The sequence below is a fragment of the Pseudorhodobacter ferrugineus DSM 5888 genome (assembly GCF_000420745.1).
GTDB lineage: Bacteria > Pseudomonadota > Alphaproteobacteria > Rhodobacterales > Rhodobacteraceae > Pseudorhodobacter > Pseudorhodobacter ferrugineus.
On the sequence record NZ_ATVN01000017.1, the window covers coordinates 1 to 20,300 of the forward strand.

At 57.5% G+C, this 20,300-nt stretch carries 22 protein-coding genes and 1 pseudogene; 9 read left to right on the forward strand and 14 right to left on the reverse strand.

Annotated elements, in window-relative coordinates:
- Positions 1 to 443 (reverse strand): hypothetical protein (locus G560_RS20380; protein WP_211215448.1); only part of this gene is annotated, 443 nt, incomplete at its 3' end.
- A 692-nt stretch (positions 444 to 1,135) separates the two neighbouring features.
- On the opposite strand from G560_RS20380, the pseudogene G560_RS21780 reads away from it, so the two are divergent.
- A pseudogene (locus G560_RS21780) lies at positions 1,136 to 1,489 on the forward strand (IS3 family transposase); the annotation flags it as partial.
- 288 nt (positions 1,490 to 1,777) lie between these two features.
- Here G560_RS21780 and G560_RS21380 read toward each other — a convergent pair.
- A complete protein-coding gene (locus G560_RS21380; protein ID WP_197082849.1) occupies positions 1,778 to 2,140 on the reverse strand; it encodes a hypothetical protein in 363 nt (120 codons plus the stop codon).
- A gap of 371 nt (positions 2,141 to 2,511) precedes the next feature.
- On the opposite strand from G560_RS21380, the gene G560_RS0114285 reads away from it, so the two are divergent.
- Positions 2,512 to 2,988, forward strand: coding sequence for a hemerythrin domain-containing protein (locus tag G560_RS0114285; RefSeq protein WP_022704981.1), 477 nt, complete (start codon positions 2,512 to 2,514; stop codon positions 2,986 to 2,988).
- 74 nt (positions 2,989 to 3,062) lie between these two features.
- Here the strand turns inward: G560_RS0114285 and G560_RS21230 are convergent, their stop codons facing one another.
- The 7 genes from G560_RS21230 to G560_RS19365 all read right to left on the reverse strand — a co-directional run bounded on the left by G560_RS21230 (position 3,063) and on the right by G560_RS19365 (position 7,824).
- Positions 3,063 to 3,221, reverse strand: coding sequence for a hypothetical protein (locus G560_RS21230; protein ID WP_022704982.1), 159 nt, complete (start codon positions 3,219 to 3,221; stop codon positions 3,063 to 3,065).
- A 56-nt stretch (positions 3,222 to 3,277) separates the two neighbouring features.
- Entirely contained in the window at positions 3,278 to 3,736 is a 459-nt protein-coding gene (locus G560_RS0114295) for a baeRF12 domain-containing protein (protein WP_022704983.1), read from the reverse strand.
- Between the two features lie 3 nt (positions 3,737 to 3,739).
- The gene (locus G560_RS19360; protein WP_022704984.1) at positions 3,740 to 3,937 is read right to left on the reverse strand and encodes a hypothetical protein; all 198 of its coding nucleotides are present in this window, start codon (positions 3,935 to 3,937) and stop codon (positions 3,740 to 3,742) included.
- A gap of 115 nt (positions 3,938 to 4,052) precedes the next feature.
- Positions 4,053 to 4,229, reverse strand: a complete 177-nt coding sequence (locus G560_RS21070) for a hypothetical protein (RefSeq protein WP_022704985.1) — start codon at positions 4,227 to 4,229, stop codon at positions 4,053 to 4,055.
- A gap of 45 nt (positions 4,230 to 4,274) precedes the next feature.
- Entirely contained in the window at positions 4,275 to 5,378 is a 1,104-nt protein-coding gene (locus tag G560_RS0114310) for an alkene reductase (protein ID WP_028914120.1), read from the reverse strand.
- A 148-nt stretch (positions 5,379 to 5,526) separates the two neighbouring features.
- Positions 5,527 to 7,071, reverse strand: coding sequence for a phospholipase D family protein (locus G560_RS0114315; RefSeq protein ID WP_022704987.1), 1,545 nt, complete (start codon positions 7,069 to 7,071; stop codon positions 5,527 to 5,529).
- 9 nt (positions 7,072 to 7,080) lie between these two features.
- Positions 7,081 to 7,824, reverse strand: a complete 744-nt coding sequence (locus tag G560_RS19365) for an endonuclease/exonuclease/phosphatase family protein (RefSeq protein WP_162140871.1) — start codon at positions 7,822 to 7,824, stop codon at positions 7,081 to 7,083.
- 229 nt (positions 7,825 to 8,053) lie between these two features.
- Here G560_RS19365 and G560_RS0114325 point away from each other — a divergent pair, with 229 nt between their 5' ends.
- From G560_RS0114325 to G560_RS0114340, 3 genes are all read left to right on the forward strand, one after another.
- Positions 8,054 to 8,350 carry a PRC-barrel domain-containing protein gene (locus G560_RS0114325; RefSeq protein WP_022704989.1) on the forward strand — a complete coding sequence of 99 codons (297 nt, stop codon included), beginning with the start codon at positions 8,054 to 8,056 and terminating at the stop codon, positions 8,348 to 8,350.
- Positions 8,351 to 8,609: 259 nt separating this feature from the next.
- On the forward strand, positions 8,610 to 9,404 hold the full coding sequence (locus G560_RS0114330; RefSeq protein WP_022704990.1) for a PRC-barrel domain-containing protein: 795 nt from the start codon (positions 8,610 to 8,612) through the stop codon (positions 9,402 to 9,404).
- A 490-nt stretch (positions 9,405 to 9,894) separates the two neighbouring features.
- Complete coding sequence (locus G560_RS0114340) at positions 9,895 to 10,752, forward strand: hypothetical protein (protein ID WP_022704992.1); 858 nt, start codon at positions 9,895 to 9,897, stop codon at positions 10,750 to 10,752.
- Positions 10,753 to 11,113: 361 nt separating this feature from the next.
- On the opposite strand, the gene G560_RS0114350 is transcribed toward G560_RS0114340, so the two are convergent.
- The gene (locus tag G560_RS0114350) at positions 11,114 to 12,367 is read right to left on the reverse strand and encodes a replication initiation protein (RefSeq protein WP_022704994.1); all 1,254 of its coding nucleotides are present in this window, start codon (positions 12,365 to 12,367) and stop codon (positions 11,114 to 11,116) included.
- A 648-nt stretch (positions 12,368 to 13,015) separates the two neighbouring features.
- Between G560_RS0114350 and G560_RS0114360 the strand changes: the two genes are divergently transcribed.
- Positions 13,016 to 14,404, forward strand: a complete 1,389-nt coding sequence (locus tag G560_RS0114360; protein WP_022704996.1) for an AAA family ATPase — start codon at positions 13,016 to 13,018, stop codon at positions 14,402 to 14,404.
- Positions 14,397 to 15,485 (forward strand): ParB/RepB/Spo0J family partition protein, encoded by a 1,089-nt coding sequence (locus tag G560_RS0114365; protein ID WP_022704997.1) that lies wholly within the window; start codon positions 14,397 to 14,399, stop codon positions 15,483 to 15,485. Before G560_RS0114360 ends, G560_RS0114365 begins: the two co-directional genes overlap by 8 nt.
- A gap of 21 nt (positions 15,486 to 15,506) precedes the next feature.
- Here G560_RS0114365 and G560_RS0114370 read toward each other — a convergent pair whose 3' ends face one another.
- The 4 genes from G560_RS0114370 to G560_RS0114385 form a co-directional block, all read right to left on the reverse strand.
- Complete coding sequence (locus G560_RS0114370) at positions 15,507 to 16,550, reverse strand: tyrosine-type recombinase/integrase (protein WP_022704998.1); 1,044 nt, start codon at positions 16,548 to 16,550, stop codon at positions 15,507 to 15,509.
- Between the two features lie 474 nt (positions 16,551 to 17,024).
- Positions 17,025 to 17,540, reverse strand: coding sequence for a YbaN family protein (locus G560_RS0114375; RefSeq protein WP_155947303.1), 516 nt, complete (start codon positions 17,538 to 17,540; stop codon positions 17,025 to 17,027).
- Positions 17,533 to 18,192, reverse strand: a complete 660-nt coding sequence (locus tag G560_RS0114380; RefSeq protein ID WP_022705000.1) for an NnrU family protein — start codon at positions 18,190 to 18,192, stop codon at positions 17,533 to 17,535. The genes G560_RS0114375 and G560_RS0114380 overlap by 8 nt, the downstream gene beginning before the upstream one ends.
- Positions 18,193 to 18,195: 3 nt before the next feature.
- Positions 18,196 to 19,392, reverse strand: a complete 1,197-nt coding sequence (locus G560_RS0114385) for an NnrS family protein (RefSeq protein ID WP_022705001.1) — start codon at positions 19,390 to 19,392, stop codon at positions 18,196 to 18,198.
- Positions 19,393 to 19,740: 348 nt separating this feature from the next.
- Here G560_RS0114385 and G560_RS0114395 point away from each other — a divergent pair, with 348 nt between their 5' ends.
- Together G560_RS0114395 and G560_RS0114400 are read left to right on the forward strand one after the other, a co-directional pair.
- On the forward strand, positions 19,741 to 19,974 hold the full coding sequence (locus G560_RS0114395) for a hexameric tyrosine-coordinated heme protein (RefSeq protein ID WP_028914123.1): 234 nt from the start codon (positions 19,741 to 19,743) through the stop codon (positions 19,972 to 19,974).
- Positions 19,971 to 20,228, forward strand: a complete 258-nt coding sequence (locus G560_RS0114400; RefSeq protein WP_022705004.1) for a DUF6522 family protein — start codon at positions 19,971 to 19,973, stop codon at positions 20,226 to 20,228. Before G560_RS0114395 ends, G560_RS0114400 begins: the two co-directional genes overlap by 4 nt.
- Positions 20,229 to 20,300: the final 72 nt, after the last annotated feature.

Consider the following 20,300-nt stretch of genomic DNA (forward strand, 5'->3'; position numbering starts at 1 on the left):
GCCTTGGCTTGCGCCTCAGCTTCAGCGGCCACCGCAGCTTCGGCATCTGCCTTGGCTTGCGCCTCGGCCTCAGCGGCCACCGCAGCTTCGGCATCCGCTTTAGCCTGCGCCTCAGCTTCAGCGGCCACCGCAGCCTCTCCATCTGCCTTGGCTTGTGCCTCCGCCTCAGCAGCTACCGCAGCTTCGGCATCCGCTTTGGCTTGCGCTTCTGCTGCGAGGGCTGCTGCCGCCGCATCCATATCTTCTTGGATCTTTTGGGCTTGCGCGATCACATCGGCGTTCAACGGATCACACACCAAATCCGCCGTCGGCTCGCACAATACGGTCCCATCTGCCGCGATAATCGTGCCAACATCCGTCAGGGTTTGTGCCATCAACGGCCAAGGATGCACGTTCATCAATGCCACAGAAATTGCCGCCGTAGAATTCAACACTCGTTTCATCAAGGACCCTTTCAAGATCAACGCGCCACTCCGTACCACGCCATCGGATGCAGAACGACTCGGGGCGGCTTGGGTTGGCTCTACAGCCAAAGTCCACCAAACCGCTTTGTTATGCGATAGCAATCCAGCCAAAAATAGTCGCTATACCATAGCATCAACCCAGATCCCCCCGATCAGTTCCACACACTTGGAATTGCACAGGCAAAAAACGGGGGTGCGGGCGAAAACTTGGACTATCTTGGAGATAGTTCACGTCTCGCTACGAAGAGCGAATGCGCGCGTTTGAGCTTTATATCAAGCGCGTGCGGGCCACCATCCGTGAGGTTGTGTATCCATTGAAGAATACCCCGAAGGGCTGGCATCGAGACTATGAGCGTCGGCAGGATTTGCAGGTCCGTTCAGTGCCGCGCCCGCCTAAATTCTCGGCAGCACAAAGGCGGGTGCCGGTAGAGTATTTTGCCAGCCAAGGGCGCTGCATTTCATGGACACCGCGTGCCTTAGGCTTACTGGCCGGGCTAGGCTGACGGCCGGGCGGCGCGAGGCCTTTCCTGAGGCCGGGACGGTTTCCACCGGGGCAAATGGAGCAGGAAATCACTCTGACGCCTTGAGACAAGCTGCTGTGGTTGGACTTTATAGCCGTCAAGAAAGTGCGCAGGCTTTGGCAAAAAAGGTCGGAGTTAGCAGGCCGACGCTCTATGCTTGATGTAGCGGTTGAGACCATCGCAGACCGCGAAGTGCTACCCATAATCCACAGGGATCGCGCAAGCCACTATCGCTGGCGCGTCTGGCTGGAACGTATAAAGGCAGCAAAGCTCGTTCGTTCGATGCAACGAAAGGCGAGCTCGCAAGACAATGCCGCATCTGAAGGCGTCTTCGGTCGCCTGAAGACCAAGCTCTTCTATTCTCGTGATTGGCAGCCCTTCACCGCGGCCCAGTTTATTGACGAGGCTGACGCCTACACCCGCTGGTATAACGAAACACGCATCAATATACCCCTTGGTCGAAGCCCAATCGAATACCGTAAAAGCCTCGGCCTTATGCCGTGAAAACAGTCCAAGTTTTTGTCCGCACAGACGGTAAATCCAGTGTCTGAAACCTTGTCCAACACCGCCCAATCCCAACAACATTTTCCATGTTTAAGGAACGTGCGCCAAGGGTCAAACGCTTTGTGGCTGGTTCTGCGGGCCAGTGGCGCAACTCTGCTGCATCAAAGGCAACTGCTGGTGGCTGGCTAATGAAATCCAAATGTCACGGGAACCGAATGGGATGTCAGGTGTTAGAACCACAAGCAGGCCATCTCTCTCCCACGTTGTTCCCTCGGCGTTATGGCCTACTTATTGCAAAGAACCTGTCCCGTATCTTTGCACAACACCCCGCATCTTGACCATCAGGATGCGGGGCACGTGTTTTGTTGCGGCTGTCCTTTTTCCGGTCTTGTCACGCGAACCGCAGCCCTTAACCCGCGCGGTCCTTGATGTGCGACGAAAACGCCGTCGCTCAATGCCACGCGCAGGCGCCCATGACCCCGGCGGGTCACTATCATCCTGATTTACCGGAAAGCCGCCGGTGCTCGCTTGGCAAATGGCCCGCAAGGCGGGTTTTAAACCTGCTTCCAAAGTCGGGTAGTAAAAAGGCATCTCCAGCAGGCTGGAAGCTGTTTCGCCGCGCTGTTTCGCCCATGCCAACAGATGCGCCATGTGATCGCCACCGGGGCAAAACAGCTCTGCCCCGATCAGCTGCCCATCAGGTTTGGCGGCATAAAGCCGGACAAACCGGCAATCCCTTGCAGCGTCCCTGCGACAAACCTGTCCCGCTCTGCCCGCAGTGGCACAGACTGTTCCGGCAAATTTATCATCCATAAGTAGGGTTTTGGCCCCTTCCGACCGGGCCGCGCGTTCGACCAAAAGCCCGGCAGTGCCTGCACCGATGATTGCAACGTCACATCTATGGATCACCATGAAAACGCCGTTTTATTCGCAGGGCGTGCGATGGCGTTCCCGCAGTTTTGGGAACCATCCGCCCAACGTCCACGTTTGCCCCCGCAAACCCAAATCAATCGGAGAAAATTATGCCAACGATTTATGACGCGATAAAAAACGACCACGATGCCCACCGCGATCTTCTTGCCACGATTGCGGACGGTTCCAAAACCAAGGCCGCGCGCAAAAAAGCGTGGGAAGACTTTTATCACGATGTCAAAGCCCATGCCGCCGCCGAGGAAGAGACATTCTATTCCAAACTGATTTCAAAAACTTGGGGTCAAGACACCGCGCGCCATTCGGTTCACGAGCATCAACAGCTTGATGATTTGATGGAAGACCTGAACAAAACGGCAATTGATGCCGACGGTTGGTTGGATAAATTCAACACGCTGCACCACGATTACAACCACCATATCGACGAAGAAGAAGATGAGGTCTTTACCCGCGCGCGCGACGTGATTTCAACGGACGAACTCGAAGGCTATGGCAGCCGTTTCTTGAAGCGGAAAGAGGAAGAGGCCGGTCTGATCGACAAGAAAAAGGCCGACAAGCTGGAAGACTGACGCAATAGACCCGCCCCTTGCACCGCCGCATGGCCATGCAAGGGGGCGCGGTTTGGCAAGGATGCCACGCCGTCTTAAATCCGCCTGCGCGGTTCACCGTTACCAACATCGACCTGTGCGTCCGGTGTCGGATCGGCGCGGTTGCGCTTTTCATCCCAGTCGGGGTCTTGGCGCTTGATCCGCGCCGAAATCATTTTTGCAAGCGGCAGCCCAAGCCCGAAACCAAAGTCCATGTCATCATAGCAACAAACAAGCTTAATCTATCCATGAGTAAGGTCTTTTCGTTCTCTCAGTCAGCTTGGGACACCGCCGCCGCAACCTGATGTTCAATCTTGTCGATCGGTTGATTGGTCAGGTGTTTTGGAATTTCGATCACCAATTTATCCGCGACAGTCGAATGGATCGATGCGCGGAGCACCCCCAGAATTTGCGGTGCGGCGACGATCACCAACTGCTCAAACCGCCCGGCATGGGCGCGGTGGTAAAGCAGGTCCGCCAAATCAATGGCAAAGCGTTCTTTGGCCAGCTCATGCCAATCGGTATCCGCCATCGCCGACACACCGTGACCTACGCTTTCCTGCACCCGACCGGGGCGGTTCGCGGCCTGCTCTCGGGTCGGGGGGTTGTCTTGTTCATCCTTACGAATGACGCGCAGGTCAAGGTTGGTCTCATCCCCGTCATTGACAAGAAACAGGGCCTTTTCGCCATCCGCCACCAATACCCAAGCGCCGTTTTTCAGCTTGGCCATCGCCTATGACCCCTTTTCTTTTTCATCGGATTTGTTGACACGCGTCGCACCCGCAGGTCGCTCGGTCGCGCGCTTCAACTCATCTTGCGTGCCGATGTCACGGGCCAAACGCCCGCCATCGCGCCCGCCTTGTGAAACCGTTCCAGTCGCGCCAAACGCGCCGTTGGGGCTGTCTTTTTTAGGTGTTTTTTCGCTGGCCATGGTAATTCTCCTGTTTGAGTGGCTATGATACTAACGCCTCGGCACGACCAAGGTTCCGAAAATTCACCCCCTGCCCCACCGGCGGGCGTGGGGTTTCGCACGAAAATGCAGTTTTCTAAGCCGGTAGCGGCGGAGGGTCTGGCAACTCGATCGGCGGCAAATCAGGGGCTTCGACCGGCGGGTCGACAGGGCGTTCCGACGGCGCATTCACAGGCAAGTCAGGTGGCGCGTCATCCGGCACCTCGACGGGCGCGTCAGGCTGATAAGGGTCGGGTTTTTGGGGCGTTGTCATGATATATTCCTTTCGGCCTTGGCAAAAAAAGGGGCGGTGCCGGCCTTATTGCGCGCCGTCTTTCGCGCCCAGAAACGGGTAATCCGTATAGCCGTGTTCATCACCGCCATAGAAGGTATCCTGATCCGGCGTGTTCAACGTTGCGCCCAGCCGGAACCGTTCAGGTAGGTCGGGATTGGCAAGGAAAGGCCGACCAAAAGCCACAGCATCGGACGCGCCTTCGCCAATCGCTGCTGCGGCTGACTGCGCATCATAGCCGCCATTCGCAATGTAAAATCCGCCCCATTCCTTGCGAAGCCGGCCCAGCAAGGCTTTGCCATCCTCTACATCCTTGCTGCCCGGAAAAGATTCCACGACATGCAGATAGGCCAGATTATGGCCGCTCAGCATCTTGTATACGGCACCAAACAGGGCCTCGGGGTCGCTGTCGGAAATATCATTGGCCTGCCCCAAGGGCGACAGGCGCACGCCAACGCGGCTGCTGGGCCAAACCAGCTTTACCGCATCCAGCACTTCATCTAAAAACCGCATTCGGCTCTTGGCCGCGCCGCCATAATCATCCGTCCGGTCGTTCACGCCGTCTTGCAAAAACTGGTCAAGCAAATAACCATTGGCACCGTGAACCTCGATCCCGTCGAAATTCGCTTTTCTGGCCCATTCCGCGGCACTGCGGTAATCCTGCACCGTACGGGCAATTTCTTCGACACTCAACGCGCGGGGTTTGGAACAATCTTCAAAACCCTCGGCTGTAAAGGTCTGGGTGTGCGCCGCACGATCCGACGATGATACAGGCCCCGCCCCATCCGGCAGCAAAGACGTGTGGCTGATCCGGCCAACATGCCAAAGCTGGCAAAAGATGCGCCCCCCCTTTGCGTGAACGGCGTCAGTGATCTTGTGCCAAGCCTCGGCTTGCGCTTCGTTGTAAATCCCAGGCGTGTCCAGATAGCCCTTGCCCATAGCCGAGATCTGGGTCGCCTCTGACACAATCAACCCCGCCGAAGCGCGCTGTGCATAATAGGTTTGCGCCATGTCCTTTGGCACGCCGTCCGCCCCCGCGCGGTTGCGGGTCAATGGCGCCATCAGCACTCGGTTGGGCAGGCTGTGAATCCCCATCTGAACAGGATCAAATAAAATCTGTGTCTTGGTCATATCGCGCTCCGTTCCATTAGGGTCATGGGTTAACCGATAAGGCGCAGAGCAGTTCCATTCCAATTCGCGATCACACAAGACACCAAAGCCGCGACGCATTGGTGCGCTGACCGCCAAACCGTTTGCAAAAGCATCTTATAACCGGACATCACAACAGCCACTCAACCGGCAGCCAACCGATAAGCGCTATGGCGATGCGCCTGACAAGGGTGGTTCCAGGTTCATGCTTACAAACTTCGCCGCTTTCAGGCGCGATCCAAACCAGCCTCAGCCCGCGTTTTTCAACGCGCCATGCAATTCCGGCCAAACCTTGATCAAATGCGCTGTGCAAACCATTGGCCATGTCTTCGCTTTGGATCAGCAGCCCCATTTCTGTATTCAACGTGGTAGAGCGCGGGTCGAAATTGAACGAGCCGATAAAGATGCGCTTGCCATCAACCGCAAAGGTCTTGGCGTGCAAGCTGGACCCGGATGATCCAAACGGGCCGATCTTGGCTTTTGGAATTTTGGTGCCGGGTTGGGCGTGTAATTCAAAAAGGCCGACACCCCTGCGCAGCATCTGCATCCGCCGCTTGGCATAACCGGCATGGACGGGCAGCATATCCGTGGCATCAAGCGAGTTCGTCAACATACGCACCGAAACCCCTTTGGCCGTAAGTTTGGCAAAGGCATTGACCCCCGCCCGCCCCGGCACAAGATAGGGTGAAATGCCGTCAAATTTCGTCTCGATCTTCCCCACAGCTTTCATCAGGCGCACGGCAAGCAGGTCTTCACGCGGAACGGCACCTTCCCCTTTCACAGGGTCATCACTGATCAGCAGCACATGCGCCCATTCCAACCCCAGATCACCTTTGGCCAATGCGGATTCAAACTCTGCACTCTCTGTCAGATTGCAATAATCGGCATATTGTGGATCGCCTTCAAACCGCGCGAGCCCTTTGGCGATTGGATCAGCGCTATGGTTTTGACCCAGAACAAGGCTGGCCAAATGGACACAAGGCGCGGCCCAATATTTGTCGAAATCGGCCGAAACTTCACTAACAATCGCGCCGATCGCCAACACGTCAAGATCAAAGAACAACACACTATTGCCAGTGCCATAATATTCATTCCCAACATTACGCCCCCCCATGATGGTTGCATGGCCGTCAACGGTAAAGGATTTATTGTGCATCCGCCGGTTCAACCGAAAGAAATCAAACAGATGCGACAGACGCTTGAACCGGCGCAGGTTAAAAGGGTTGTAAAGCCGTACCTCGATATTGGGATGGGCATTAAGCGCGGCCAGTTCCGGGTCGAGCCCCGTTGTGCCACTATCATCCAAAAGCAAGCGCACACGCACCCCTCGGTTTGCCGCACGCTGCAACGCATCAAGCAGCAAGTAGCCGGTCAAATCCGCGCGCCACGCATAATACTGCACATCAATGGAAGAGACTGCCACATTGGCCAGAACGATGCGCGCCGCAAAGGCGGATTTCCCATGCTGCAACTGGGCCACCCCTGTTTTGCCTTGCGTCGGGTGATCCATTGCCTGACCGGCCGCACGGGCCAAAGTACCGGTGGCTGATGGTGGCAAGGCCGCGCTGTTATCGCGCTGTTTTGCGACCGGCGGCGGAAAGGCCCTGCGGGCAAGCATGACCGCAGCCGCACAAGCAACGACCAACCCGATCACATATGCAAGCAAGACCAGCATTCTGTACCCTTATCCTTTCGCTCCGTTAGGGGTGGTCTTTTGCAGCCCAGCCCCCTTGCCCTCCAAAAGGTGAAACAGCGCCCGCACAGGCCGATGATCTGACGCCATCGCGGCATGTCGGTCGCCAATCACCCCGCTTTCCAACAATTCGAATTCGTTGCTGAACGCCAACCTGTCCAAATGCAGAATTGGCCGCCCCGCCGGGAAACTGGGGCCGGGGCTATGAACATGTAACCAGGCCGGCATCGTCTCAAACCCAAAGCGGTCGCGCCATTCATTATAATCGCCTGCGATGATGACGGGCCTGCGGTCAAATTTCAGCAGCTGTTCCGCGATAAAGGCGATTTGCTTGCGCCGGTTGCCCCGTAACAGGCCAAGATGAACTCCGACGATCCGCACCTGCTTGCCCGAAAGGGTCAAATCCACGACAACCGCCCCGCGCGGTTCAAGTGCCGGAAGGTCATAGCGATAGATCGCATCAACTTGAATGCCGGGGCGTTTCAGCACCGCAATCCCGTGCCAGCCAAGCCCTACACCGGTCGGGGTCAGGTCAACCACCTCAAACGGCCCGACACGGCCATGCGCGCTTGGCAACGCGGCAGGGCGCGGGTGCATGCGGAAATCGGCCTCTTGCAGCACCACGACATCCGCATCAAACGCCGAAATCGTGTCAATCGTGCGCAATGGTCGGCGCCGAAAATCCCGGCCAAGGCCCGCGCGAATATTCCAACTGACAAGCTTTAATTCCACCACGGTGTGCTGCCCCTTTTTGGTGCGGCAGGACCTGCGCACCGTCAATAACCCAAGGTGGCACAATGCTTTGCCCAAAGCAAAGGACACACATCTCAAAGTGCGCACATCACCATAAGGTTCCCCGCGCTGCACCATCCGCGCCAAGTTTATCGCAGTCCGTCACTGCACCGCCGGAACTGTTTGCAGCGTGCCACGTTGACAGGGGCAACCCAAACCACAGGAGGCTGATATGGACCATTCGCAACACCCTCGGCTTGACCCCGCCGAATTGAACGGCGCCAATCTTGATGGCATCAAGGTCTATGACCGCAATGACGACACCGTCGGCACAATCTCGCACGTGCACGGCATTGGCCAGAATGCACAAGCCATCATAGACGTTGGCGGTTTCCTTGGGATCGGGGCAAAACCGGTTGCCCTTTCTCTGGCGCAATTGGATGTGATGCGGGATGAAGTCGGCGCAATTCACGCGGTCACGCAGTTGACCCGGGACGAAGTCGAAACGCTCCCCGAGCACCATCATTGACCCCGGTCGATTTGAAATCTGTCAAACCAGCACATCCGGATCGCAAGCGCGGTCCGGATTGTGCTTGCGCCACACAAGCCGCGGGCGCGTCATCCTCCCAAACACCAATGAAACGATTGAACCTATCCATCCCGCAGCCTCGAAAAAACGACCTCTGGTCCTGCAATTTGTCAGATTTCTTAGGAACCGACCCTGCATCTGTTGTGTTGATAATATGAGGGCGCAACGCCCCAATAGATTGTAAACCAAGGAGAAAACCATGCATAAGATTTTGCTTTCAACCGCTGTGGCGGCCGTTTTCGCAGTGCCTGCTCTGGCGCAGGATTCGATGTTTCGCTCAGAGCCGACCGAAGGTGCCGTTCATGCCTCCGATCTGATTGGCGCCCGTGTCTATGCATCGGAAGGTGCCGTTGATGCCAATTCCTACAACGGCATTCAGCAAGGCTGGGAAGATATCGGCGAAATCAATGATGTCGTCGTATCCAAGGACGGCCGTGTTGAATCCGTTCTTGTCGATATTGGTGGCTTTCTGGGTATGGGAGAGCGTCAAACGGCTGTCGATATGACCGCGCTGCGGTTCGTTTACGATGACGCGACCGCCGACAATCCTGAAGATTGGTTTGTTGTGATGAACGCCAATCGCGCAATGATTGAAACGGCACCCGAATGGACCCGGACCGCAATGTATGGCACAGGCATGGCCACAACCACCGCGCCAATGGCCGCCGATGGCACGCCTGCCTCAAATGCCGAGCGTGACGGGTATGTCTTGGTCCCCGCAGCCGAAATTACCTCCGAGGCACTGACAGGGGCAAATGTCTACGATTCAACCGATAAAGATATCGGCGAGGTGTCAAACCTGATCTTGTCCACAGATGGCAAAATTGACGGTGTGATTGTCGACGTCGGGGGCTTCCTCGGTATGGGTGAAAAGCCGGTCATGGTAAAAATGTCCGAGCTGAACGTCCTGCGCAACGCGGACGGGTCTGATTTGCGGGTCTATGTCACCGCAACCAAAGAAGCGCTTGAGGCGATGCCGACCTACTCCAACTAACGTCTGGTTTTTCATCACAGACCCTAAAGGCCCGCGCGTAAAGTGCGGGCCTTGCCATATGTGCCGCCTAACCCTATCGGCACCATGCGCTTGATTGCGCCATATTTGGCCGGGCAGGAAAAAATTCCTGAAAGCGTCACGCAGGCTGGATAGGATCGCCGCGACACATATGCAGCCCGCTCAGGTGTCAAAATGCGCATCAAGGACCGGAAAAATACGTATGCTTGACGCGCCTGCCCAAAGACCGCGCCGACAGGTTTCACACACATCTCTTGCGCAAAAAACTCTCGAATTCCCGCCCCACTTGGAACCAACCCCGCCACGTCGCGTTGATCTGACATGCTGGCGCTAACCTCCGCCATCCTCATATGTTTGAAAGGGATATCCAATGCACAGCGTTATTTATCTGGTCGGTCTTATTGTCGTTGTTATGGCCGTTTTGTCATTTGTCGGTCTGGCCTAAGGCGTTTCCCGGAAAGGAACCAAACACATGGACTACGTGAAAACGCCCGCAAGGGCACCCGTTTCAGTGATTGAAAGCGACCTGCGGCATGTGGATTGGCCGGCTATCTTTGCGGGCGCATTTCTTGCAACGGCGCTAACAATCGTACTTTTGTCCTTTGGCGCCGCGCTCGGGTTATCGATGGCCAGCCCCGTGTCTGGCGATGGTGTTTCGCTCCGCTGGATCACGATTACAGGTGGTATCTGGATGGTCTGGACAGCCGTTAGCAGCTTTGCGGCGGGTGGGTATCTGACGGGCCGTTTGCGCCGCCGTTTGGGTGATGCCAATAGCGATGAAATAGAGGCCCGCGATGGCGCGCACGGCGTTGTTGTTTGGGCTGTCGGTGCCGTGATGGGCGGCTTTCTGGCGGTAAGTGGCGTGACGGGCACTTTGTCGGCCGTCGGCGACAGTGCCGGTGCGGCCCTTGACGCTGCAAACGCTGGCCTTGCCGATGCGACCAGCTATACAAGCTCCGCCTTGCTGCGCGGCGACGCAACACAAGGATCCGCCGAAGCAAAAGCAGAGGTCGCAGCCATCCTAGCCAACGGGATCGCTGCGGGCCAAGTGCCGGACGCAGACCGTCAATACCTGACAAATGTGGTTGTTGCCGAAACCCAACTCAGCACCGAAGCCGCCACAGCGCGCGTCGACACAGCAATAGCAAGCGGGCTTGAAGCACGGGCAGCGACGATCAAAGCGATCGAGCAGACCCGCATTGCCGGGATGATTGCTGCCTTTGGTCTTGCTGCAACAATGCTCGTCAGCGCTGCGGCCGCCTATTTCGCCTCTGTCACCGGCGGAACGCACCGCGACGCCAACAATGGTTTTCGCCGTTTCGGGCGGTAATTTCCTCGTACAAGGAGTACCTGTCATTATCGCTTGGTTGCTCGGCGCACCTTTGTCAGTCCTGATTATCATCTTGCTGTTGACCTGAACTGCCAAAGCCCGACCCCCGGCGCATCACGCGGCGGGGGTTTCGCGTTGCGCCCTGCTTTCGACGGTCAGGGCATCCGCTCTATCAAAGGATACCCAAGGCAGCCAAATCCGCAACATCCCCTAGGGCAGTCCATCCTCATGTCATCCTTGGCCGGTATTTCGCAGATTGCATTCGTCCGGTTCCTCCCCGCCTGTGCGGGCAACGGGCCTATAGTGCAAGTCGACCATCGTTTGGCCGGCCAAGCCCAGCCTAGATGCCGACGACCCGAACCTAACCGGCAGTGTCAAACAAGCCCGGTGTCATCTCTTCCCAAAAGTCAAAGATCGCGGCGGCGTTCAACGCGCTGGCCCAGCCATTGCGGCGGAAATCCTCGCGGTCCAGATCATTGGTCAACCGCCCCATGAACAGCCGCTTGTCAGCGTCGCGCTGCGTGGGGTTTCGCTGCATGACCGCCGCTTCGACCACCACAAACCGCCGCTTGCGTTCGTCGCGCGCGGCGAAACGGGCGTCTTCCTCGGCATCCTTGCGGGCCTGCGCCTCGGCCCGTTTGCGCGCGGCCTCCAACGCCTCGGTCGAAGGCGGTATCTGGGGGGCCGGTGCTGCCACCTCGAACCCGCCTTCCAACGCAGCGCGCAAATACCCGACCGGGCTTTTCACATTCTTTTGCCCGCTGACAAAGGTCAGCTTTTGCGTCACCGCCTCCTCGCCATGCTCCTGTATCCACTGCCGCGCCAAACGGTCTGACACCCCCAGCCCGATCAGCCGCTTGTACGTCTCACTCGCCCGCACCGCATCCCCATCATCAATATCAAACATCGCAAGCTGCTTGTTCTCGCGGATCAAGAACCGCAATTCCGTCACCGCCCTGCCCTGCTTTTGAAACTCGGGCGTAATCTCGATGTTCGACGTGCGGTTCACCTCATCCACTGCGGGTTTGATGATCTTGGCATTCAGATGCTTGAAACTTTCGTAATAGGCGCTGTCCTCTACCCCCATCAACCGGCGAAACACCTCGATCGGCCACCATCCCGTGCTGCCCGTGCGCACAAACCGATAGCAATTTTCATAAAGCGCAAGCCCATGCCCCGAGGTAAACCGTTTCTGGATGTTCAGATTGATCAGCGCAAACACCTTGGGGTCATGCAGCTTTTCCGCCAGCGCAGGCGAATAGGCATATTCGCACACCCCCGATTTCAGCTTGGCATAGGACAGCAGGCTGGACACCCCCCACTCCTGCTTGCCCTTTTCGTCCAGCATATCCCATTCGGCCACCGTCTCGGCCAGCCCGCGCAAGGCCGCCCGCAGCGTCTCCATGTCATTAGAATTATAGCCGATCATCAGGCACAGCGTTCGTGCGTCAATCTGATGTTTGGTCTGGCTGATCAGCGTGTCATAGGCGTTCAGCAACAACACATTCGACAGCTTGCGCTGCAACAACGTCAGCTTGCCACTGACGTGAATGGCCGCGACATTTTTCTTAACCTCGGCCCGCCGCAGCGACCCTTTCAGCGCCTGTGTCTGCATCTACCCCTGCCAGCCGCACACGGCCGCCTTTTGCTCTTGCCACATGGTCTTGCCGGTTAGGTCCGGCTTTGCGACTCTTGCCAAAACCATTGCCCATTAGGAACCCAAAGACAAGCCCCCACTTGGCACCTTTGGCACGCCCCACCCCCAAGACCACCCCATCCCGTAGACGGGTCCCTCACCGTTCGGCCCGTTAACAATCCCGTCCAACCCGCCCCTAATCGGCTGTGCCCCCTACGGTTTTGCGCTATATTTGGGGTGTAATCGGGTCAAAACAGGGCTTTTTGCCCCCCTGCACACGGGTTCCCCTCCCCACGGATTCGGGTTCCCTTGGCCCCGCAAACGGGTACCTATACCCCCGTATACTGGTACCGTTCGACCTGTTTTCAGGTCCCCAACCACACATAACCCATTGAAAAAAAATTGTTTTTTCGACGCAAAGTTCTTAAAGACTCTGAAAGAGATTCATACCTTTGTGGATGTTATTTTGACAGATTTATAGGGTTAAGGCGGCCCATAGGTTTCGCCGCGAAACCTCCTCGGCCCTTTCACCGCGGCTTGTTTTCTCCAGTTCCCCCTTTTAACTGGATGTGCCATAGTTTCGCGCATAGAAGCCAAAAAGCCGCACATGACCAGAAAGTATGAGACATGAGCAAGAAGCCAGAAATCTCCCTCAACGCCTATCAAAACCTTGATCCGGCAAAGGCCGCCGAAAAACTGGGGCCCTCGGTTGATACGACCCGATTCGCCAAAGCCGCCGCCTTTTGCGCCCGTGGCCGCGATGATCTGGCAAAACGCGGCTATGCGCCAGATGGTAAAAAGCGCCTGCGCCAGTTCTCGATATGGGAGATTACGAAATACCTGATCCCGGTCGCCCCTGCCCATTTCCGCCGCGTCCTTAAGGCCAATGAAAACCTGCCCCAGGGTGAGGGCACCGCAGGCGCAAAATGGTTCACATTGGACGAGGTGCTAACTCTGCGTGACCATTTTGCCGCCGAAGGGTCCGCTGCCAAGGAATACAAACCCTACCGCCCCAAAGGCCAACCGGCCAAAATCTGCGCCGTGGCCAACTTCAAGGGCGGGTCGGGCAAAACCACCACCTGCGCCCATCTGGCGATGGCCGCGGCCCTCGATGGGTACAAGGTGCTGGTGATCGACCTCGACAGTCAGGCCTCGATGACGTCGATCCTTGGGGGGCAGGTCGAGGATGAATGGAAAACCGTCTTCCCCCTCATCGCCAAGGATTACGCCCTTGCCGTGCAGGCCGAAAACCGGATCCGCGAGGCGGGCGATCTGCCGCCCCTGCCCCTTGACGAAACCCTGACCGAGGCGTTGACGGTTTCGCCGCGAAACCTCATCCAGAAAACCCACTGGTCAAATATCGACCTGATCGGCGCGCAACTGAACCTCTATTGGGCCGAATTTCAAATCCCCGTCTGGCGCATGGGCCTGCGCTCTTGGTCGCTGTGGGATGCGCTGGGGAACTTCCTGACCAACGAAGGCATTCTTGACGACTACGACATCGTCTTCCTCGATACCCCGCCCGCGCTCGGTTATTTGACGATTAATTCACTGGCTGCCGCCGATATTCTGCTGGTGCCGCTCGGCGCGTCCTTTCTTGAATTTGACTCCACAGGCCGGTTTTTCGACATGCTCTATTCTACCTTTGCCAGTATCGAGGAAGGCGAAAACGCGCAGCGCCGCGCCTTGGGCCTGACAGAGGTAAAGTTTGAATGGGACGTGGTGCGCGCCATCATCACCCGCTTTGATGCCGCCCAGCAAACCGATCTGGCCAATGTGATTCAAGCCTATTTTGGTGATTTTATGACACCATACCGGCAGGAATTTACCGCATTGGTGGGGCAGGCGGGCGAACAGGTGAATGGCATCTATGAGGCGGATTACCGCGATTTCAACCGTGACACCTATCTGCGCGGCCGTGAGGCGTTTGACCGGACCTATGCCGAATTCAAACAGCTTTTGATTGGCGCATGGTGGCGTGATGTACAGGCAGAAAAGGAAAATGCAGATGGCTAAACGTAAAAAGCTCGAAGCCCCTGACCCGAACGCATTGGCGGAAATGGAGGCAGGTTTCGCGGCGAAACCTATCCCTGACCGGCTGGGCCTGTCCTCGGCCCCCATCACGCAGGTCGCGGGTGATGCCGCCCGCGCCGCGACCCCGCTGGACACCGAAACCCGCATCACGATGGCCAAGGATGGCCGCGATGCAAGCGCTTGGCGCAAGGCGTTAGAGGAGGGTCGGGTGCTTTTGGACCTGCCCTTGGATGCGATCGACATGTCGCACCTGATCCGCGACCGCATGGTCGTGAGCCGAGAAGAGTTGGACGAACTCAAATCCTCGATCCGCAGCAATGGCATGCGCGCCCCGATTGAGGTCGCAGACCTTGGGGCAGGGCGGTACGGCCTGATTTCGGGTTGGCGGCGGATGACGGTTCTGGGCGAACTTTCTGCCGAAGACGGGGCAGCCTTTTCGACCACCAAGGCGCTTTTGCGTAGCCCCGATCAGATGGGCGCTGTCTATACCGCGATGGTCGAAGAAAACGAATTGCGCGCCCAGCTTACCCCTTATGAACGCGGCCGCATTGCTGTGGTTTCTGCCGATCAGGGTGCGTTCAGCTCTGCCGACCACGCGATTGACACGATTTTTGCGGCGGCGTCTAAATCCAAGCGTTCCAAAATCCGCAGCTTTGCCCAGATCCATGAAGAGCTTGGCGATATGCTGAAACACCCGACCGAGATGTCTGAACGCAACGGTTTGCGCCTTGCCCATGCTTTGCGTCAGGGCATGGTGTCAGACATCCGCACCGCCTTGATCCGCGATCAGGGCAGGGGGCCTGCCGCCGAATGGGCACTGATCGAACCCTTTGTCGCCGCGGCCGAGGCGATGGAGCGGGAACCTGAACGCGGGGGCCGCCCCAAAGCGCCGAAATTTGCCTATTCCGCAGCCAAGCCAAGGCCGCTTGCCAATGGCGTGACGATGGAAATGCTGCGCCATGAAGACGGGTTTTCGGTGCGTCTGCGCGGCCCCCATGTTGATCGAGAACTGGCCGATCTGATGATGGATGAATTGAACCGCTGGCTGGGTAAGCTGCCCTAGGGTTTCGCCGCGAAACCGGAGTTAGCCCAGCAAATCGGTCGCGGGGTTATCCTCGATTTCTACATCGGCATAGTATTTTTGGGCTTGTATCGCCGAGCGGTGGAGCGACAGTTTCATCGCCGCTGCCAGCGGTGCGCCATCCAGTGCGGCCTGCGTCAAAAACCCCGCGCGCAGCCCGTGCGGGGTGGCATAATCCACCGGCAGGTCCGCCAACACCAAACGATGCCGCAAAATCACGCGGATCGCATCGGGGGCCAGACGGCGGGGCAGGGCGCGGTCGGATTTGGATACGGGACGAAACAGCGGCCCATCGGTGATGCCTGCCCCAATAATCCATCCCATAACCGCCCGTGCCGCGCGCCCTTTTAGCGGCAATTTCGGTGCATCATCGCGCTTGGTGGTTTTGGTTTCTAACAGGCGGACCCAAAGCAGGCCTTTCGCGGCGAAATCCTTTGTCCCGATATCGTCACGGTAAAGCGCCGTAACCTCGCTGCGCCGCCGCCCGCCAGACCCGAAAGCCAGCATCAAAACCGCGCGGTCGCGCAGGCCGCGCAAGCTGTCGTCACAGGTCGCCACCAGCTTTTCCAACACCTCGCGGGTGATAGGGCGGGGCGATTTCGGCACGCGGGGTTTGGCATTGGCGCGCCGCGCTTTGACCCGTGCTTGGGCAACCAAAGGCGCCGCAAAGGGCGAGGCGAGGTTTTTCATCCGGTGAAAGGCCCGCCAGCTTGCGATCTTGCGGTCCAAGGTTGCGGGGGCAGGGCAGGCCAGCGTGCGGCGCAGGCCAAGGGTTATTAACCGGCTTGCGGCATCATGGGCCGATGTGCCGAACCTGTCTGTCAGATCAATCGCGTGGTCCAGCACAAAGCGCAGGGCGACGCGTTCATCTTCGGGCCAGTGCAATGGCTGGTCAAACACTGCGGCCTTCCACGCGGCAATATAGGCCAAGTCGCGTTCCCAAGCGCGCAAAGTGTTGTCTGGCGTACCCCGCCGATAAAGGTCACTTAGCGCGGCTTCATCCTCTGGGGTTAGGGCAAAGGAAAGGGGTAGGGCAGGGGATTTCATGGCGATTCCAGCGTATTTTCAAGACCATGTTGCCTGCAATGAGCGCATGAAACAAGAGTCACGATAAGGCGGACTTATCGTGAGTAAAGGAGCGCAAGACAATGCGCTTCAGTAATCCGCAAATATAAGAAAATTTGCGGACAAACGTGCCAAAATCTTTGTATATATGCAAATTCCAAACATAGCTTCTGCAAGGATATACTGATGTTTGGCCGCTGATGATTACCCTCTGTTTTTCAGCAAGGTCTTTATTGGGTCGGGTGATGCGTGGGAAAGGCTGGGGTCGTGGTGATCATCTTGTCCGGTCGGGTTGTCCGAATGTTCAGCACAGCCGTACCAAATGGCCCCGTCAGTTTAAAACCAGCCTGGGCAGGGCGGTCTGTGGCGTTCAGGCGCACACGGGGAAAGCGTTAAGTGTTGCTACAACAGTCAAAACCGTGGTTTTTATGATTAGTTCGGGGCTTTTGAGGGGTTTTATTTGGCCGAACCGGGCCGGCTGAGCACGAAGGTCGCAGCGGCCGCAATGGCCGCCACCTGAACCAGTTTTGCCGCAAAAGGCATGGCGGAGAACAGGCCAAACGCCAGCGCCGCGGCCATCATCGTCACAGCCAGCACTTTGTAGCGCGCAGAGATAGCGCCTGATACCCGCCAGTCGCGAATGGCAGGACCGAAAAGACGGCTTTGTTCCAACCTTGTCTGCAAGACTGGGCTGCTTTTCCCAAAGGCGAAAGCCGCGAGGATGACGAAAGGCGTGGTCGGCAAAAGCGGCAAAATAACGCCCGCTGCGCCGAGTAATAACGCCACAGCCCCGACCAGAAACCACAAGACCCGCATCGGGCTGTTTTTGATGTCCCATTTCGTCAAGAATAGCCCTTTCAATGCGTGTGCACCCGTTCTATGGCGGGTCTGTCCGACACGCAAGAAAAGCCATAACGATGCAGCGGTGGCGGAACGGATGTTGATTTTGACACCGAAAACGGCGTTAGCCAAAGGGGTAAACGCCGAATAAAGCCGGATGTGCCCAGATCAAAACGATATAAATTGCAGCCCCAATAGCTGTGCGCATTATGGCGTTGGTTGAAAGTCGGGGGCGGGGCCAAGGGGTGGTCTGCGCACGCATCGTGACCCACGCCGCCCCCATATTGCGCTTGCGGCGTCGATCAATCATCACGATCCCCAATAGCGCAAACAGGCAAAAACTGCCAAACATCAACACATGAGCCAGATCGCCGTTTGGGACAATATGTACACCTGCCCAAAGGGCCAAAACCACCAAAAGCGGATGTCGCATCCAACCGATGAGCCCCGGTTGTGCGGGATTAAATTCAGCGTTCCGCGCGCCCCCAAAGGAAAACGGGTTTGGCCTGCCCAGCGTAAGGGCGGCGATCAAACAGACCAACGCCATACCGACTTGTGGCACCCATAATTGCCACGGCGCCCACGCCCACAGCGCGATATAGGGTGCGCGCCCGGCAGCGATGATCAACCAACCCAATGCGGCAATCGACAGCGCCGAATAAAGCATCAAAAACATCGGCATGCCAATCCGCAGCTCTATCGGTTGGCGCATCGCAGGCCGCAGCGGAATGGAATGCGTGGCAAGAAAGGCCACCGCTGCAAGGATATACTCTGACCAGCCCATTGTTTAACCTTTGGCCCGAGGGCGCAGCAATGCCGGACCGTAAATGACCGACAGGCCCAAAAAGCCAAGGCACCACAGCCCCCCCGCCAAATCATAAAAGCCCGATGCCTGCGCCGGAAAAACCCCCGCCAGAAACCGCGCCACAACAGAACCAAGAATGGCGGCATAAATCAGCAGCGTGCCTTTGCCTGCCGTAAGGGCTTGTCCGGTATGGCCCAAAGTGGCGCGTGTCATCACCGCAACGGTCATGGTGCCAATCGCGCCGGCCATCCAAAGATGCTGGGCTGCAATTGTGCCAAATTGGTCGGGCCACAGGATCGCCACGCCAATCGCCAGCGCGCCCAAAGGGACAAAGCTGTAGGCCAGATGCAAGATCCAAACCAACGGTTCGCGCCGCGCATGCCAGCCGCGCCACCGCCACAGCCGTACCGCTTGTAAACCGGCACATAAAATCAGCAGCAAACCTGTCGCAGGCAGGGCCGGAGCCACAACCCACAGCCCAATCGCTACGAGCGTGACAAGCACTGCGGCCTTGTCCACGGCCCCCATCGGCGCGGGGCGCGCGGGCAATTGCGCCTTAACCAGCCAGTTGCGGGTAAAAGAGGGTACGATCCGCCCGCCGATCAGCACGATCAACATGAGTCCAGCGCCCAAACCAATTCTCAGCCCGGCCCCCGATGCCGCATAAATCCCCTGCGCGGCCTCCCAATGAAACACCGCATTGCCAAGGATCAAGACTGACAGGATGGCCAGAACCACCAAGTTTTTCCAATTGCGCCCCAAGATGATTTCGCGCGCAAGATAGCCCCAGAGTGTGACCATCGCCGCAAGGTCCAAAATGGCAATCACCATAGGCGGCCACCCTGCCGAAAACATCACAGCCCCCCGGCCCATCAGCCAAAGCCCGACCAGCCCGGCCAAGGGCCAGCCAACAACGGGCAACCGCCCTGACCAATTCGGCACAGCCGTCAGCAAGAACCCCCCGACAACGGCCGACACATAGCCAAACAAAAATTCATGCGCGTGCCAGGATACAGGGTCAAAGGCCGTTGGCAGCGTCAGGCCACCCGCCAGCATCGGCACCCAAAGCACCATTGCCACAAAGGCCCAGAGGGCCGCGCCCAGAAAGAACGGGCGAAACCCGTAAGTTAAAATTGCGGGGCCGCGCCATGCGCGCATTTGCTCAGCTGTCGTGGTCATAGGGCCTCTAAGGATGCTTTTGCGGGTGTGTTCGAGTTTTGTTGATACTGGCGTCGGTCAGGGTCGCGCCCAGTCCTACTGCCCTTCACGATCCACCGGATCATGCCCCGCAGGGCCAAGGATATGGGCGGTTTGGGGGTCAGTGTCCTTGCCATTTTGGCGCTCTGCGACAATTTTCATTGCATCGAAATCTAAACCTGTTAATTGGTATTGTAAATACCTATTTAAGGGATGAGACCGCACGCAAGCCTGACCTTTTTACAGATTTTGGATTGCGGATGTTGTGCTTAACCCTAGCCCTGTAAAAAATGAATAATTTTCACCAAGATCAAACCACAGGATATGATCATGACAAGCTGGCTTCCGACTTTGATCACCAAGACGCCCGAAGAGGGTTATAACCTTGCTGTAAAGCTGTCGCGCATGGCGATAAAGCTGACCCAGCCCGATGCCGTGGCGCGCGACCGTATGCGCCCTGAATATGCCGACGATGCCGCCGCCCTGATCGCTGTAAGCCAGGTCGTCGCTACCCATTTCGCCACCGTGGCCGCAGCAAATGACCATTGGAAACATGTGTCATGACGCCGGTTGAACTTGGCGAAAACGGCTTTGTGGTTGCCGCCGAAAGTATCGCTGACGCATTCGGACTTGCGGCATCGGCTGTTCAAGGTTTGATGCAGTCCAATGCGATCACGTCGCGCTGTGAAAAGGGTGTGGGCGAGGATGAAGGGCGTTGGCGGTTGACGTTTTATTACAACAACCGCGCCTTTCGCCTGACGGTTGACGGTGCGTCGCAGATCGTTGGCCAAGCGCGGTTTGACGTTGCCCGCCGCTAAACAGCCCCCCCGCAGGGCTATGCGTTTCGCGCCGCGTTGACCGCCTTCGCGGCCTTAAGCGTGGTTGTGGCG